15 protein-coding genes are annotated in these 14,494 nt (G+C 73.4%); 8 read left to right on the top strand and 7 right to left on the bottom strand.

Going from position 1 to position 14,494, the window contains the following annotated elements:
• Positions 1-96: 96 nt before the first annotated feature.
• The 3 genes from F7Q99_RS24850 to F7Q99_RS24840 form a co-directional block, all read right to left on the bottom strand.
• On the bottom strand, positions 97-552 hold the full coding sequence (locus F7Q99_RS24850; protein WP_153464905.1) for a MarR family winged helix-turn-helix transcriptional regulator: 456 nt from the start codon (positions 550-552) through the stop codon (positions 97-99).
• 84 nt (positions 553-636) lie between these two features.
• Positions 637-1,053, bottom strand: coding sequence for a DUF3037 domain-containing protein (locus tag F7Q99_RS24845; RefSeq protein ID WP_153464903.1), 417 nt, complete (start codon positions 1,051-1,053; stop codon positions 637-639).
• On the bottom strand, positions 1,050-1,805 hold the full coding sequence (locus F7Q99_RS24840) for a HipA family kinase (RefSeq protein WP_326847086.1): 756 nt from the start codon (positions 1,803-1,805) through the stop codon (positions 1,050-1,052). Before F7Q99_RS24840 ends, F7Q99_RS24845 begins: the two co-directional genes overlap by 4 nt.
• 182 nt (positions 1,806-1,987) lie before the next feature.
• On the opposite strand from F7Q99_RS24840, the gene F7Q99_RS24835 reads away from it, so the two are divergent.
• On the top strand, positions 1,988-3,346 hold the full coding sequence (locus F7Q99_RS24835; RefSeq protein WP_153464901.1) for an NAD(P)/FAD-dependent oxidoreductase: 1,359 nt from the start codon (positions 1,988-1,990) through the stop codon (positions 3,344-3,346).
• Positions 3,347-3,420: 74 nt separating this feature from the next.
• Here F7Q99_RS24835 and F7Q99_RS24830 read toward each other — a convergent pair whose 3' ends face one another.
• Both F7Q99_RS24830 and F7Q99_RS24825 read right to left on the bottom strand, forming a co-directional pair.
• On the bottom strand, positions 3,421-4,629 hold the full coding sequence (locus tag F7Q99_RS24830; protein WP_326847085.1) for a GDSL-type esterase/lipase family protein: 1,209 nt from the start codon (positions 4,627-4,629) through the stop codon (positions 3,421-3,423).
• A gap of 153 nt (positions 4,630-4,782) precedes the next feature.
• A complete protein-coding gene (locus F7Q99_RS24825; protein WP_326847084.1) occupies positions 4,783-6,120 on the bottom strand; it encodes an aminotransferase class I/II-fold pyridoxal phosphate-dependent enzyme in 1,338 nt (445 codons plus the stop codon).
• A 35-nt stretch (positions 6,121-6,155) separates the two neighbouring features.
• Between F7Q99_RS24825 and F7Q99_RS24820 the strand changes: the two genes are divergently transcribed.
• The 5 genes from F7Q99_RS24820 to F7Q99_RS24800 all read left to right on the top strand — a co-directional run bounded on the left by F7Q99_RS24820 (position 6,156) and on the right by F7Q99_RS24800 (position 10,594).
• A complete protein-coding gene (locus F7Q99_RS24820; RefSeq protein ID WP_153464899.1) occupies positions 6,156-6,833 on the top strand; it encodes a pyridoxamine 5'-phosphate oxidase family protein in 678 nt (225 codons plus the stop codon).
• Positions 6,834-6,845: 12 nt separating this feature from the next.
• A complete protein-coding gene (locus F7Q99_RS24815; protein WP_153464897.1) occupies positions 6,846-7,472 on the top strand; it encodes an FMN-binding negative transcriptional regulator in 627 nt (208 codons plus the stop codon).
• A gap of 354 nt (positions 7,473-7,826) precedes the next feature.
• The gene (locus F7Q99_RS24810; protein WP_153464895.1) at positions 7,827-8,528 is read left to right on the top strand and encodes a dienelactone hydrolase family protein; all 702 of its coding nucleotides are present in this window, start codon (positions 7,827-7,829) and stop codon (positions 8,526-8,528) included.
• A 101-nt stretch (positions 8,529-8,629) separates the two neighbouring features.
• Positions 8,630-9,952, top strand: a complete 1,323-nt coding sequence (locus F7Q99_RS24805; protein WP_326847083.1) for an MFS transporter — start codon at positions 8,630-8,632, stop codon at positions 9,950-9,952.
• Positions 9,953-10,051: 99 nt separating this feature from the next.
• Positions 10,052-10,594 carry an HAD domain-containing protein gene (locus tag F7Q99_RS24800; RefSeq protein ID WP_326847082.1) on the top strand — a complete coding sequence of 181 codons (543 nt, stop codon included), beginning with the start codon at positions 10,052-10,054 and terminating at the stop codon, positions 10,592-10,594.
• Here F7Q99_RS24800 and F7Q99_RS24795 read toward each other — a convergent pair.
• Positions 10,572-11,417, bottom strand: a complete 846-nt coding sequence (locus F7Q99_RS24795) for a CPBP family intramembrane glutamic endopeptidase (RefSeq protein ID WP_153464891.1) — start codon at positions 11,415-11,417, stop codon at positions 10,572-10,574. The two genes, F7Q99_RS24800 and F7Q99_RS24795, sit on opposite strands and share 23 nt — an antisense overlap.
• Before the next feature lie 46 nt (positions 11,418-11,463).
• The gene (locus F7Q99_RS24790) at positions 11,464-12,969 is read right to left on the bottom strand and encodes a glutamate--cysteine ligase (RefSeq protein WP_153464890.1); all 1,506 of its coding nucleotides are present in this window, start codon (positions 12,967-12,969) and stop codon (positions 11,464-11,466) included.
• A gap of 368 nt (positions 12,970-13,337) precedes the next feature.
• On the opposite strand from F7Q99_RS24790, the gene F7Q99_RS24785 reads away from it, so the two are divergent.
• The gene (locus F7Q99_RS24785; RefSeq protein WP_153464888.1) at positions 13,338-13,910 is read left to right on the top strand and encodes a hypothetical protein; all 573 of its coding nucleotides are present in this window, start codon (positions 13,338-13,340) and stop codon (positions 13,908-13,910) included.
• Positions 13,911-14,234: 324 nt separating this feature from the next.
• Positions 14,235-14,426, top strand: a complete 192-nt coding sequence (locus tag F7Q99_RS24780) for a DUF5999 family protein (protein ID WP_153464886.1) — start codon at positions 14,235-14,237, stop codon at positions 14,424-14,426.
• Positions 14,427-14,494: the final 68 nt, after the last annotated feature.

The raw sequence follows: 14,494 nt of genomic DNA, 5'->3' as shown, positions 1-14,494 counted from the left end.
CCGGGCGAGGGCCCACAGGTCCACGCCCAGGTCCACGCGCTCGACCCACACCTGCCCGGCCGCCGGCGGGCACAGCGACCCACCGTCAAGCGGGTGCTACTGCGCGGCGCCCGTCCGACCGGCCAGCACCGGCAGCACCTGCGCGCAGATCGAGTGCAGGGCGACGCGCTGCTCGTCCGTCATCGCCTCGAAGGCCTGGTGGGTCCGCGCCATCTCGCCGCGGATGCGGTTGAGGATCTCGCGGCCCTCGTCCGTGATCACGACGATCTTCACCCGCCGGTCGCCCGCCGCCGCCTCGCGGTGGGCGAGCCCCAGCGACTCAAGCCGGTCGACGATCCCGGTCACGTTGGAGGCGTCACAGCCCAGGCGTCCGGCCAAGGCCCGCATCGGCACCGGCTCCTGCACCGAGCCGAGCGCCTTGGCCTGCGAGGAGGAGAGCCCATGGCGGGCCGCAGCCGCCGCGAAATCCTGGAAGTACGCGGCGCCGACGGCGGCCAACGCCTCCATCAGCTCGGCGTTGGTCGGTACGGTCGTCGTCGCTGTCGAACCCATGGGTCCAGCGTACGACCGAGTGCTTCAGTAACTCAAGCTTTGACCACGGCAACCGTCAGCAGGTCAACCGCGCGGCGGCACAGGTCACAGCACCAGCTGGTCGAACAGCCGCCGCAGCTCCGTCTCCGGGTCCACGGTCAGCCCGGTGTGCACCGGCCCCGGCTGGACGATCGCACTGCGCGGCGCGGTCAGCCAGCGGAACCGCTGCCCGGGGCTGTCCGCCGCCGCCGGACCGGCCTGCGGGCCGCCCGCGCACACCGCCTCGATCCCGTGCAGCGCCCGCCGCACCCCGTGCACGTCCGCCACCGGGTCCAGCGCCAGCAGCCGGGCCTGGTCCAGGTGCGTCCGCGCCGCCAGGTGGGCGCTGTCCCGGCAGTACAGCAGCACGCCGACGTTGATGCACTCGCCGCGCTCGATCCGTGGCACCGCGCGGATCACGGCGTACTCGTAGTCGTGCAGTTCGGCGGTGGCCGGCAGGGCGAGCGGCGTCGGCCGGGTCATGCGGGCACCTCCGGCAGCCAGTCGCGCGGACCGGCCAGTCGTTCGGTCAGCTGGGTGCGGTACGCGGCGCGCACCGCCTCCGGCGAGTCGAAGCCCGGCTCGTCCGCCAGCCAGACGTCCGGGATCCGCGCCACCGCCTCCTCGATCGCCGCCTCGGCGAGCGGTGCGAGCACCTTGTCCGCGGCGGCCAGGTCCGGCTGGGCGCGCAGCAGCGCGTGGTCGGAGGCGTCGTACGGACGGCGGATCCAGGCGGCGGCGCCCGCCCAGTTGTGGTGGAAGATCAGGCTCGCGCCGTGGTCGATCAGCCGCAGCCCGCCGGTGGCCACCAGCAGGTTCGGGTTGCGCCAGGAGCGGTCCACGTTGCCGATCAGCGCGTCGAACCAGAGCACCTGCCCGGCCAGCCCGGCGTCCACCTCGAAGCAGAGCGGATCGAAGTTGAGCGCCCCGCTGACGAACGCCATCCCGAGGTTGAGCCCCCCGCTGGCCCGCATCTGGTCCTGGATCTGCGGATCCGGCTCGCTGCGCGCCAGGACCGGGTCCAGATCCACCGTCACCAGCTCCGGTACCGGCAGCCCGAGCCGCCGCCCCAGTTCCCCGGCCAGCACCTCCGCCACCAGCGCCTTGCGTCCCTGCGCGGCGCCGACCCACTTCAGCGCATACAGCCGCCGGTCGTCGGCCTCGACCAGGCCCGGCATCGAGCCGCCTTCTCGTAGTGGCGTCACGTACCGGACCGCCGTCACCTCAGGAAGCACGTCCACACCCTATCGGTGCCCCGGCCGCTCCGATCTCTCCGCCCCACCCCCGCCAAGGTCCGCGCGGCGCCCCCGTCCACCCCCGTCCGCCCCGCCCCGGTGGCAGCCCGCGCTGCTCCGTGCGAGTGTGGCGGAGCAACGGGGACCCTCACGGGTACGACCTGCACGGTAAGGGATGAGCGATGGAACGACCTCGGATCCTGATCGTGGGCGGTGGCTTCGCCGGGCTGGAGTGCGCCCGCCGCCTCGAACGCAAGCTCGCGCCCTCGGAGGCCGAGATCTCGCTGGTCACGCCGTTCAGCTACCAGCTCTACCTGCCCCTGCTGCCACACGTCGCCGCCGGCGTGCTGACCCCGCAGTCGGTGGCCGTCTCGTTGCGCCGCTCGCTCCGCCGTACCCACATCGTGCCCGGCGGCGCGATCGGTGTGGACCCGCTGTCCAAGGTCTGCGTGGTCCGGAAGATCACCGACGAGGTGGTGGCGCAGAGGTACGACATCCTCGTGCTGGCGCCCGGCAGCGTCACCCGCACGTTCGACATCCCCGGCCTCACCGACTACGCGCGCGGCATGAAGACGCTCGCCGAGGCCGCCTACGTCCGCGACCACGTGATCGCCCAGCTCGACCTCGCCTCGGCCACCCTGGACCAGCGGGAGCGCGAGTCCCGGCTGCAGTTCGTGGTCGTCGGCGGCGGCTACGCGGGCACCGAGACGGCGGCCTGCCTGCAGCGCCTGACCACCGCCGCCGCCCTCCGCTACCCGCGGCTGGACGCCAAGCAGATCAAGTGGCACCTGATCGACATCGCCCCGAAGCTGATGCCGGAGCTCGGCGAGGCGCTCGGCACGGCCGCCCTGGAGGTTCTGCGGGCGCGTGGCATCGAGGTGTCGCTGGGTGTGTCCGTAGCCGAAGTCGGCGCCGAGTCCGTCAAGTTCACCGACGGCCGGGTGCTGCCCTGCCGCACCCTGATCTGGACGGCGGGGGTCGCCGCGAGCCCGCTGATCGGCACGCTGGACGCGGAGACGGTCCGCGGCCGGATCGCGGTGACGGCGGAGATGCGCGTGCCGCAGTTCGAGGGAGTGTTCGCGCTCGGCGACGCCGCGGCCGTCCCGGACCTCGCCAAGGGTGACGGCGCGGTGTGTCCGCCGACCGCACAGCACTCGGCGCGGCAGGGCCGCGCGGTGGCGAACAACGTGATCGCCTCGCTCCGGCATCTGCCGCTGGAGCCGTACTACCACAAGGACTTGGGCCTGGTGGTGGACCTCGGCGGCAAGGACGCGGTCTCGAAGCCGGTCGGCGTGGAGCTGCGCGGGGTGCCGGCCCAGCTGGTGGCCCGCGGCTACCACCTGATGGCGATGCGGACCAACTCGGCGAAGTTCCGGGTGGGCGCCAACTGGCTGCTGAACGCGACGGCCGGAGACGATTTCGTGCGCACCGGCTTCCTCGCCCGCCAGCCCGCCAGGATGCGTGATTTCGAGTACACCGACGCCTACTTGACGAAGGATCAGGTCAGGGCGCACGCCCAGGCTCTGCTCGCCAAGGGCTGATCGCCGACGCGCCGCCCCTCGCCCACGAGGGCGAGGGGCGGCGCCGAGGACGGTCACTCACTCGGCAGCCGGGGTCACTGAGCGGTCAGGTACATCCCGCCCGCGTCCCGCCCTGGCGTGTTGCGGCACGCGTAGTTGCCGGTCGCCCGGCCCCACAGCAGGGTCAGGCACCTCCCGAGTGCCTGCTGCCCGTAGAAGTTGGGGTGCATCGACTCCTGCAAGGCGCCCTGCGTGGTGTTGAGCCCGCCGTCCAGGAAGCGCGCCCACTCGCTCGTGGTCGCGGACGGCGGGGTGCTCGTGGTCGGCTGCTGCGCCGACGTGGAGCAGACCTCGCGCCCCTGCAGCATGTTGGAGAGGTCCAGGAACTGCGCTCCCTTGCTGGCCGCCACCCCTGCGAGCGCCGAGGAGATCTGCGGCACCATCGAGTCCCGCGCCCAGTCGGCGTCGCCGTCCCAGAACGGGCAGCCGCCGGTGTCCGACCGGCTCCAGCCGCTCTCGGGGTAGCGCATCTCGGCGCCGCGCGGGATCGGCGAGGGGTAGGACTGGAGCACGAGGCGGTAATCCCCGCTCCCGTAACCCGCGTTGGACATCACGGCACGGATGTCGTCGATCGCCTTGCCGACCCCGGCCATCGCCGCGGGCATCTTGGAGTCGATCGCCGACTGTTGCGAGTTGTGGCAGTAGGAGTACCAGATCAAGTAGTCCTGAACGCAGGTGGAGATGACGTCGGAGAACCCGAGGTCGTTGCCCCCGATCGACAGCGTGATCAGCTTGACGTTGTTCTGCGCTGCCACGGCGGCGAGTTGGTCGGCCTGCGGGGCCTCGCCCTTGTAGGCCTGCCCGCCGTTGCTCGCGCGGAAGACGTTGGCGGTGACGGCCCCGGAGCAGGCGAGGTTGATCTGCTTCTGCGCGACCGTCGAGGCGCCGAGCACCTCGGCGACGTCCGAACGGTCGCACCCGTTCACGGCCGTGGCGCCGTAGACCGGGCCGGGGTCGTACGAACTGCCGTTCCAGGCCCGGTCGGTGCCGGTCCGGCTGCCGCCGGAGTCGGCGGAGTTGCCCTTCCAGCGGCCGGCCTCCCCGGAGATGTAGCTGTCGCCGAGGGTGACACTGGCGGTCGGCCCGCTCGGCACCGAGGCGGTGGCGGCCCGGGCGGGCGAGGCGGCGACCAGCCCGCCGGCCACCAGGCCGCCGGAGGCGAGCGGAAGGGCGAGGGCTGCGCTGAGCAGCCGTCGTGCGAGTCGAGGGGTGCTGCGGGTGATGCTCGAACCGTTTTCGGGCACGGCGGAACTCCTGCGGCTCGGTCTTCCCGTGGTGTGGGGACGGGAAGACGCGTGTGAGGGTGTGCCGCCGGCCGGTGGCGCGACGAAGATGGCATGGCCGCGCTAGCTACCGCTAGGTATCTGCACCAGGTTTCTGCTTTGTTACCACCGGGTTCAGACCAGTCGCGAACCCGTCCCGCCCGCCCCCAGCACCGCCACCAGGTCTTCCGCCAACTGCCGTGCGTCGCCCGGCTCCAGGCGCGCCGTGGTGATCCGGATCCCGGGCGGCGACTGGATCCGGTAGCGCGCGCCGGGGGCCGCGACCCAGCCCCGCTGCACCAGCGCGGCGAGCGCGGAGGTCTCGTCCGGCACCGGCACCCAGACGTTCAGCCCGCTCTCGCCGTGTGCCTCGATGCCGCGGGCGGCCAGTTCGCCGAGCAGCGCGTCCCGGCGGGCCCGGTAGACGGCGGCCACCCGGCCGACGGGCGCCGCGTCGGTGCGCCACAGTTGGGCGACGGTGCGCTGGAGCAGGTGGCTGACCCAGCCGGCGCCGAGACGCAGCCGGCCGGAGACCCGCCCGATGGTGTCCTCGTCGCCGACCGCGACGGACAGCCGCAGGTCCGGCCCGTACGCCTTGGCGGCCGAGCGCACCACCGCCCAGTGCCGCGAGCCGGCGCCGACGAGCGGGTGGTAGGGCTGGTCGACCATGCCGTGGCCGTGGTCGTCCTCGATCAGCAGGACGCCGGGGTGCTCGGCCAGCACGGCCCGCAGCGCCTCGGCGCGGGCGGCCGTGAGCGCGGCGCCGGTGGGGTTCTGCGCCCGGCTGGTGACGACGGCCCCCCGGGCGCCGTCGGCGAGCGCCGCGGCGAGCGAGTCGGGCAGCGGGCCCTCGTCGTCGAGCCGGACGGGCGCGGGCCGCAGGCCGAGAGCGGGCAGCAGGTCGAGCAGGCTGCCCCAGCCCGGGTCCTCGACGGCCACCGCGTCGCCGGGGCGCAGCCGGGTGGCGAGGATCCGCTCGATGGTGTCGAGCGAGCCGGAGGCGACGGCGATCGGTCCGCCGGGCAGGCCGTCGGCCTCGAAGGAGGCGCGGGCGAGGGCGAGGAGTCCGGCGTCGAAGGCGGGGTGCCCGTAGAGGACGGGTTCGGCTCGGGCGGCCTCGGCGGCGACGGCGAGCGCCGGAACGAGGTCGGGCAGGAGGTCCGGGTCGGGGTTGCCGTTGGACAGGTCGCGGGCGTGCGGGGGGACGGGGACCCGGATCTGGTCGCGGGGGGTGAGGGCGGGCCGGGGCAGGATGCGGCTGCCCTTGCGGCCGGCGGTCTCGATCACGCCGCGGTCGCGCAGCAGCCGGTAGGCGGCGGCGACGGTGTTGGGGTTGACGCCGAGGTCGGCGGCGAGCTCGCGCAGCGGGGGGAGCGACGTTCCGGGCGCGAGCTGCCCGCTGCTGACGCCCTGTTCGATGTGAGCCGCGATTTCGCTGGCGCGTCGCCCTTTCAGCGGATAGTCTCCTAGCACAAAGCATATTATGCACTAGTACATAGAGGATTGTCATGTCGGTCCCCGCAGACGGCACCACCAACCCCGGCTACGCCCGCACGCCCCGCACCACCCCCACCCGCTACAAGGACCGCGCCACCTGGGAGCAGGAGGCGATCCACGCCATCCTCGACAGCACCTACCTCTGCCACCTCGGCTTCGTCGCCGACGGCGCCCCGGTCGTCCTGCCGACGATCTACGCCCGGGTCGGCAGCCGCCTCTACATCCACGGCTCCACCGGCAGCCGCCCGCTGCGCGGCGCCCGCGGCGACCAGGGCCTGCCGGTCTGCGTCACCGTCACCCTGGTCGACGCGCTGGTGCTCACCAAGTCCGCGTTCAACCACAGCATCAACTTCCGCTCGGTGGTCGCCCACGGCACCGCCCACCAGGTCACCGACCCGGAGGAGCTGGGCATCGCGCTGGACGCGCTGGTCGACCAGACCGTCCCCGGCCGCTCCGCCGAAGTCCGCCCCGCCAACGCCAAGGAACTGGCCGCCACCGCCGTGATCCGCCTGGACCTGGACGAGGTCTCGGCGAAGACCCGCGAGGACGGCGCCAACGACGACCCGGACGACCTCGACCTGCCGCACTGGGCTGGCGTCATACCCGTGACCAGCGGCTTCGGCACGCCGGTCCCGGCCGGATCGACGACCGTCCCGCTCCCCGCGCACGTGCGCGACCTGACCCGCTGACGGGGCCGGCCGATGCTGATCAGGTCCTGGGACCGCGGCGACGAGGCCGAGTGGCGCGCCTGGCTGGCCGAGGGCCGCGACTTCGGCCTGCTCGCCGCCAACGGCGCGCCGGGCGAGGGCCCGGTGCTGGTCCCGACGCACTTCCTGCTGGACGCCGAGCGTCGCGAGATCCTGCTCCACCTCGCCACGCCCAACCCGATGCTGAGCGCTGTCCGGGCCGACCCGCACGTCACCCTCGCGGTCACCGACGGCTACGCCTTCGCGCCCGGGCACTGGCGCGGCAAGCCGGGCACGCCCACCAGCTACTACACGTCCGTCCACTTCCACTGCACCGCCGAGATCGTCGAGTCGGCCGCGGGCAAGGCGGAGATCCTCAACCGCCAGCTCGCCCACTTCCAGCCGGAGACCCCGGACACCCGGGTCGTCCCGGGCGAGGGCGAGTTCTCCCGGCTGCTGCCGGGCCTGCGCGGGCTGCGCCTGACGGTCCGCGAGGTGCGCGCCAAGTTCAAGTACGACGACAAGAAACCGGCCGACGCGCAGTACGCGATCGCCGACCGGCTCGCCGAGCGCGGGCACGGCCAGGACGCCCTCGCCCGCACCCAGCTGCTGCGCCGCCACGGACGACGCACCGCGGGCTGACCCGTACGGCTGACGAGGACGGGCCGGCCCGGGCGGGCTGACTGCGCATCACCCGATCGGTCGCCGAGACCGGGCGGTCCGGCCCCGCCGCTGCTCGAATGTGAGACGGATCCCGCCCACGCGGCGGTGCTCGTCGCCGGCCCCGCGAAGGGGCCCGTCCACCTCGGGGAGCGCGCTTGTCCACTCCGAACACCCGGTCCGCCGCACACCAGGCCCGCCTCGGGCACGTCGGGTCCGCCTCCACGGCCGCCGCGGCGGGCGGCTTCCGGTGCGGGTGCGACGGTGTGGTGACCAACGTCCGAAGCGTCCGCCGGACCCCCCGTCGCACGCGGCCCGACCCACCGAGAGGAAGCCATGCCTGACCAGGGCGGCTCCCGGCAGAACGTCACGTTCCCGAGCAACGGCCGTACCGCGTACGGCTACCTGGCCCGCCCGCCGCAGGGCGTCGGCCCGGGCCTGGTGGTGGTGCAGGAGTGGTGGGGGCTCACCTCGCACATCGCCGCGATGGCCGACCGCTTCGCCGCCGAGGGCTTCACCGTCCTCGCGCCCGACCTGTTCGGCGGCGCCACCACCCACGACAGCGCCGAGGCGGCCCGGCTGAAGCGCGAACTGCCGGTCGAGCAGGCGGTCGAGGACCTCTCCGGCGCCGTCGACCATCTGCTCTCGCTGGACGGCGTGGCCGGCGACGCGGTCGGCGTGGTCGGCTTCTGCATGGGCGGCGGCTTCGCCCTGCTGCTGGCCGCCCGGGCGGGCGACAAGGTGGCCGCCGTGGTGCCCTTCTACGGCCTCCCGCCCGACCCGGACTTCGACTACCGCGGCCTGACCGCCCACGTCCTGGGCCACTTCGGCGAGCACGACCGCTCGATCCCGATGGCCGCCGTCGACGAGGCCGCGATCCGCATCGGCGAGGCCACCGACGTCCGCCCGGAGATCCACTTCTACCCGGCCGGGCACGCCTTCATGAACGAGGAGAACCTGCTCGGCACCTACGACCCGCTCCAGGCTCGGACGGCCTGGCAGCGCACCCTCACCTTCCTCCGGGGCCACCTCGGCTGACGCCGGCCGAGGCCGCCCCCGGCGCCACAACTGTCCACCACACACAGTCAGTTGTAAAAACCGGATGGACACCTGTACGAACTCCCGGTCATAGTCACCCGGTGCAGAGCCAATCCCCACCCCCGCACTCCCGCCGCTTCGCCTGGGCGAGCCGCAACTTCCGGATCCAGACCGCCGCCACCGTGATCAGCGGGCTCGGCAACGCCGGCGCCCCGATCGCCACCGCCTTCGCCGTGATGGGCGGCGGCGGCTCCGCCACCGAGGTCGGCTACGTCACCGCAGCCCGGCTGCTGCCCACCGTCCTGCTGCTGGTGATCGGCGGCGCCCTCGCCGACCGGCTGCCGCGCCACCACGTCATGGTCGCCGCCAACGTGTTCAGCGGCCTCTCCCAGGCCGTCCTCGCGGCCCTCGTGCTCGGCGGGCACGCCCGGCTCTGGCACCTGCTCGTCCTCTCCGCCGCCGGCGGCGCCGGCTACGCCCTCTACTCCCCCGCCTCCGGGGGCATGATCATGCAGAGCGTCTCCCAGGAGCACGCCGCGCGGGCCTTCCCGGTGTTCCGGATGGGCCAGAACGCCGCCCAGATCGGCGGTGCGGCCCTCGGCGGCGCGCTCACCGCCGCCGTCGGCCCCGGCTGGGTGCTCGCCCTGGACGCCGCCTGCTTCCTGCTCGCCGCCTCGCTCCGGTTCTTCCTGGAGGCGGAGACCATGTCCGCCCCCGAAGGCGGCAGCATGGTGCGCGATCTGCGGGAGGGCTGGCGGGAGTTCGCCTCCCGGCGCTGGCTCTGGGTCGTGGTCCTGCAGTTCTCCGTCCTGGTCGCCTGCATCGGCGCGGTCGAGTCGGTGTACGGGCCGATCGTCGCCAAGGAGCGGCTGGGCGGCGCCGGGGACTGGGGTCTGGCGATGGCCGCGTACGGCGTCGGGCTGGTGGTCACCGGCGTGCTGATGGCGCGCTGGCGGCCCCGCCGGATCCTGCTGGTAGGCAACTGGGGCGTCTTCCTGTTCGGCCTGCCCGCCCTCGCGCTCGCGGTGGCGGCACCCCTGCCGCTGCTCGCGACGGCGATGTTCCTGTCCGGGGTCGGTGTCACCGTCTTCGGCGTCAACTGGATGGTCGCGCTCCGGCAGGAGATCCCGGAGGAGATGTTCTCCCGGGTCTCCGCGTACGACGAGCTCGGCTCGTACTCCCTCGCCCCGATCGGCACCGCTCTGGCCGGTCCGGCCGCCGACGCGCTCGGGCTCTCGGGCGCGCTGTGGGCCTGCGCGCTGATCTCCCTGCTGCTGAGCGCCGCGGTCCTGCTCGAACCCCAGGTCCGCCGCCTCGCCCGGAAGTCCGGCGCCGATGGCACCAACGACACCAACAGCGCCAACAGCACCTCCGGCACCAGCACCCCGGCGGCGCACGCCACCGAGCCCGCGTTGGTCCCGTGAGCGCTCCCTGCACCCCGCGCGCCCCCGCCGGTCGGCAACCACCCGCCGGCTCCATTCGTCCGACCGGGTGAGTCAATCACCGCCACCTGGGGGCCACTGGTGCCGAAGCCACTGCTGTTCCTGGACGTCGACGGCGTCCTCAACCCGGTCTGTCCCCACCCGGACGCCGGGTTCGACACCCACACCCTGCTCGGCTACTCGGTCCTGCTCTCCGCCCGGCACGGCGACTGGCTGCGCGAGCTCTCCGCCACGTACGAAATGGTCTGGGCCACCACCTGGGAGGAGCACGCGAACACCCACATCGCCCCGGCGATGGACCTGCCCCCGCTCCCGTTCGTCCGCTTCACCGGTTACGTCCCGCAGCCCGGCGACCCGCGCCTGCGGCTCATGGAGCTGTTCTCCGCCCGCAAGTGGGCCCCGCTGCTGCGCTACGCCGCCGGCCGGCCGTTCGCCTGGGTCGACGACGTCATTCCGCCCCGCCTGGTCCGCGGCTCGCTCTGGCGCCGCGACCGCGTCCTGCTGCCTATCGATCCCGGCCAGGGCCTGGAACGCCGGCACGTCGACCGCCTGCTCGCCCGCCCGCCGCGCGGCCGGGCCAGGCCGTCGACCGGAGGGCCGATCACGGGGTCGGCAGCCAGCTGACGTGCCCGGCGAGCAGCGCGTACCCGACGAAGGCCACCGTGTCGATCAGCCCGTGCGCCACCACCAGCGGCATCACCCGCCCCCAGCGCCGGTACGCCAGGCAGAACACCGCTCCCATCACCATGTTGCCGACCAGCCCGCCGACCCCCTGGTACAGGTGGTACGAGCCGCGCAGCACCGAGCTCGCCACCACCGTCGCCGGCCACGACCACCCCAACTGCCCGAGCCGGCGCAGCAGATAGCCGAGGACGACGACCTCCTCCAGGATCGCGTTCTGCCACGCCGAGAGGACCAGCACCGGCACCCGCCACCACACGTCCGGCAGCCCGGACGGCGCCACCGTCAGGTTGTACCCGGCCGCCTGCGAGGCCAGGTACAGCGCCAGTCCGGATCCGCCGATCACGGCGGCGACGGCGGCGCCGCGCCCGAGGTCGCGCATCTTCTGCCCGAGGTCGAAGCCCAGCACCCGCAGCGCGGTGCCCTCGCGCACCAGCAGGTACCCGACCAGCACCACCGGCATCAGACCGCGCCCGATGTAGTACAGCTGCCACACCAGGTCGAGCCAGGGCCGCCCGGGCGCGCGCGACCCGTTCAGCGTGGCCACCTGCTGCCCGAGCTTGAGCGGCTCGGTGAGCGAGCCCGCGAAGCTGATCAGCGCGCCGATGCCGCTGGCCCCGAGCGAGAGGCCGAGGACGATCAGCAGTTCCACGCCGAGCAGCCGGCGCGTGGGCTGCGCGGTCTCCGGTTCGGTCGGGACGGTGGTCACGGGGGCTCCAGCGGACGGGCGGCGCTCCGGCCGTCGGCCGACCGCCGGAGCGATCATCCTGACACAGGAGCCGCCTCAGCCCACCGGCCAGGTGGGCACCGGCTTACCCCACCGGCCAGGTGTGCACCGGCTCGCCACCGCGCATGAGCTCGATGTAGCGCCGGGTCATCGCGGCGAGCGCGGTCGGGCGATCCATCCCGTACTGCTCGCGCAGCCGGTGGAAGGTCGCGCTCTGCCAGGTCGCGCCGTTGGTCCGGCGCAGACAGCGCTGCTCGATGATCCCCAGGTAGCGGTCCCGGTCGGCCGGCTCCACACCCCACTCGTCCAGGCCCTGGCGGGCCATCGGCAGCAGTTCGCCGAGGACCAGGTCCACGGCGGACACCGTGGTCAGCCCGCCGCCGCGCCCCGCCCGGCCCGGCCGCGGCCACTGGAAGACCGCGTCGATGCCGTACCGGGCGGCCTGCCGGAAGTTCTCGTCCGCCCGCTCGAACGGCATCCTGGTCCACACCGGCCGGGACTGCTCGGCCAGCACGCGCACCAGCCCGTAGTAGAAGGCGGCGTTCGCGAGCGTGTCGGCGACCGTCGGCCCGGCGGGCAGCGCCCGGTTCTCCACCCGCAGGTGCGGCACGCCGCCGCTCACGTCGTACACCGGGCGGTTCCAGCGGTAGATCGTCCCGTTGTGCAGCCGCATCTCGGCCAGCCGGGGCGCGCCGCCGGAGGCCAGCACCTTCAGCGGGTCCTCGTCGTCGCAGATCGGCAGCAGCGCCGGGAAGTACCGCAGGTTCTCCTCGAACAGGTCGTACGCCGAGTCCACCCAGCGCTCGCCGAACCAGGTGATCGGGCGCACGCCCTGCGCCTTGAGCTCCGCCGAACGGGTGTCGCAGGCCTGCTGGAACAGCGCCGGCCGGGTCTCCCGCCAGAGCTCCCGCCCGAACAGGAACGGCGAGTTGGCGCCGAGCGCGAGCTGCGGCCCGCAGATCGCCTGGGCGGCGTTCCACACCGAGGAGAACCGCTCCGGCGTCACCTGCAGGTGCAGCTGGAGGGAGGTCGCCGCCGCCTCGGCCACCATGGTGATCGACTCCAGCTGGAGGTGCTCGACCCCCTCGATGTCCAGCGAGATGTCCTCGCCCCGGGCCGCCAGGATCTGGTCGCTGAGCAGGCTGTAGCGCTGGTTGAGGGACATCGCGTCGAGCCCGGTGTGGTCGGTCTCCAGGGTCGGCAGGATGCCTACCATGACGATCCGGGCGCCCGTCTCGGCCGCCCGCCGGTCCGCGTAGCGCAGCCCGGTGTCGATCTCCTCGCGCAGCTCCTCGAAGACGTGCCCGCACAGCCGGTGCGGCACGATGTTCACCTCGATGTTGAACTGGCCCAGCTCGGTCTGGAAGTCGCTGGAGCCGATCGCGCTCAGCACCTGCGCGTTGCGCATCACCGGCAGGCCCTGCTCGTCGGCCAGGTTGAGCTCGATCTCCAGGCCCATCACCGCCCGGGGCCGGTCGAAGCGGTCCTCGCGCAGCATCCGCCCGAGCGCGTCGAGGCAGGCCTGGAGCTTGCGCCGGTACAGCTGCCGGTCCGCCAGATCCGCGCGCGTCGCCACGACCTTCTCGCCCATGATCCCCTCCTCCTGAGCCACCGGCCGACCGACCGTGCCAGCATCATGCCCACCCCGAAGATCGATACCCGAAAGCTTGTACGGGCTTGCAATGCAAGGAAACTGACGTCCATTCAGCAAATCTGCCGACTTGCCCGGCGCCACCGCCTGTGATAAACAGGTCACCCTGCGCACCTGTTCGATAGAATTCGCACTGCGCTCCGGCCGGTCCGCTCCCGCCCGAGGCCCTCGTCGACGGCGGCGACCGCGCCGGCACCGCGATCCTGCACAACCGGACACGGCCCAGGTCCCGTCACCCGTTGACACACCGCGCCACGCCGGTATGCCGCACTCGCACGCCGATCTCGCACGGAGAGGCGGACCCCGCCATGACTCTGCAGACCCCCCAACCCCCGCCCAGTGCCCTGCGCGCGGTCCTCGCCGCACTCGACTCGGAGACGGCCCTGTGCCAGCCCGCCGCCGCAGCGCTGCGGCATCCGGCCGGCCCGCTCCTCCCCGCGCACCCGCTCGCGGTCCACGTCCTGGACGGTCCGCGCCCCGACCTCACCGCGGCCCGGCGGACGGGCTGGCGCTTCCTGGTCAAGGACGGCGCCGAGGTGGCCGCCGCCGCGGAGGTCGTCCTGGGCGTCGAGGGCCACACCTTCTCCCACTTCACCGCCGGCCCCTACCTGGACTCCACCGTCCGGGCACTGCGCCAGGCCTGGCAGCTCGCCCAGGGCTCCCGGGTCCGCAGGCAGCCCCGGCTGCTGACCTTCCCCGGCCAGTACGCGACGGCGCTCTGGCTGCACAGCCCCGACGCCGGCCCGTCCGACGACCTGCTGATCCCGCTCGCCCCCGCACCGCTCGGCGTCACCGCCCACCGCGCCTACCCGGCCGCCGAGCTCCTGCCGCTGCTCGCCCGCGCCCCGCTCGCCAGGCCGCTGCTCCTCGGCTCCCCCTGAATCACCACCCGGACGGGTCATCGGGCATGGCCCATTCGGGCCACTGCGCACCTGACCCGTCCGTGCGCGTTTTCCGCTCCGGCCCACCTGAACGGGTGATCTCTGCCCGGAGTTGTGGCGCATGTCACGAAATCGCTGCGCGCTCGTCCGCAGATGCCGACACTGGGAACCAGCGTGGAAGGACCACCTGTCCTACCCACTTGAACGCCGGTCCACACCTGGCCGGCGTGCGGACAGGATCCGACCACCGGCGGTTCCCGACGGCATTCCACCGACGGCGACCGCATCACGGGGAGGATCGCAGAGCGAAGCGAGGGTACGCGTATGTGCCAGCACCGTCCTGATTGCCCGTCGGCCGAGTCCGAGGATCGCGAGGCGGCCGTGCCGGTGGCCTGCCACCCGGAGCAGGGCTGGAGCCTGCTCTGCAACGGCGTCGTCCTGTTCGAGGACACCGGAGAGCTGCTGCCGGACGGCCGGGTGATCGCCCCGCGCCGCCCCGTCGCCCACGCGGCCTGACCACCGCGCGGTCCGGACGCCGAGGCGGAGGCAGCCGCCGGCTCGAAAGAACTCGGAAGCATTCGACG

Source organism: Streptomyces kaniharaensis, assembly GCF_009569385.1.
Lineage (GTDB): Bacteria > Actinomycetota > Actinomycetes > Streptomycetales > Streptomycetaceae > Kitasatospora > Kitasatospora kaniharaensis.
Note: the sequence above shows the minus strand (reverse complement) of the source record. Positions and strands in the feature narration are given on the sequence as shown.

Bases quoted from the DNA above. Each gene is read 5' to 3' on its own strand.
- F7Q99_RS24785 (WP_153464888.1), top strand. From the start codon at position 13,338: ATGACTCTGCAGACCCCCCAACCCCCGCCCAGTGCCCTGCGCGCGGTC.
- F7Q99_RS24850 (WP_153464905.1), bottom strand. From the start codon at position 552: ATGGGTTCGACAGCGACGACGACCGTACCGACCAACGCCGAGCTGATG.
- F7Q99_RS24815 (WP_153464897.1), top strand. From the start codon at position 6,846: ATGCTGATCAGGTCCTGGGACCGCGGCGACGAGGCCGAGTGGCGCGCC.
- F7Q99_RS24835 (WP_153464901.1), top strand. From the start codon at position 1,988: ATGGAACGACCTCGGATCCTGATCGTGGGCGGTGGCTTCGCCGGGCTG.
- F7Q99_RS24820 (WP_153464899.1), top strand. From the start codon at position 6,156: ATGTCGGTCCCCGCAGACGGCACCACCAACCCCGGCTACGCCCGCACG.
- F7Q99_RS24795 (WP_153464891.1), bottom strand. From the start codon at position 11,417: ATGATCGCTCCGGCGGTCGGCCGACGGCCGGAGCGCCGCCCGTCCGCT.
- F7Q99_RS24780 (WP_153464886.1), top strand. From the start codon at position 14,235: ATGTGCCAGCACCGTCCTGATTGCCCGTCGGCCGAGTCCGAGGATCGC.
- F7Q99_RS24810 (WP_153464895.1), top strand. From the start codon at position 7,827: ATGCCTGACCAGGGCGGCTCCCGGCAGAACGTCACGTTCCCGAGCAAC.
- F7Q99_RS24790 (WP_153464890.1), bottom strand. From the start codon at position 12,969: ATGGGCGAGAAGGTCGTGGCGACGCGCGCGGATCTGGCGGACCGGCAG.
- F7Q99_RS24845 (WP_153464903.1), bottom strand. From the start codon at position 1,053: ATGACCCGGCCGACGCCGCTCGCCCTGCCGGCCACCGCCGAACTGCAC.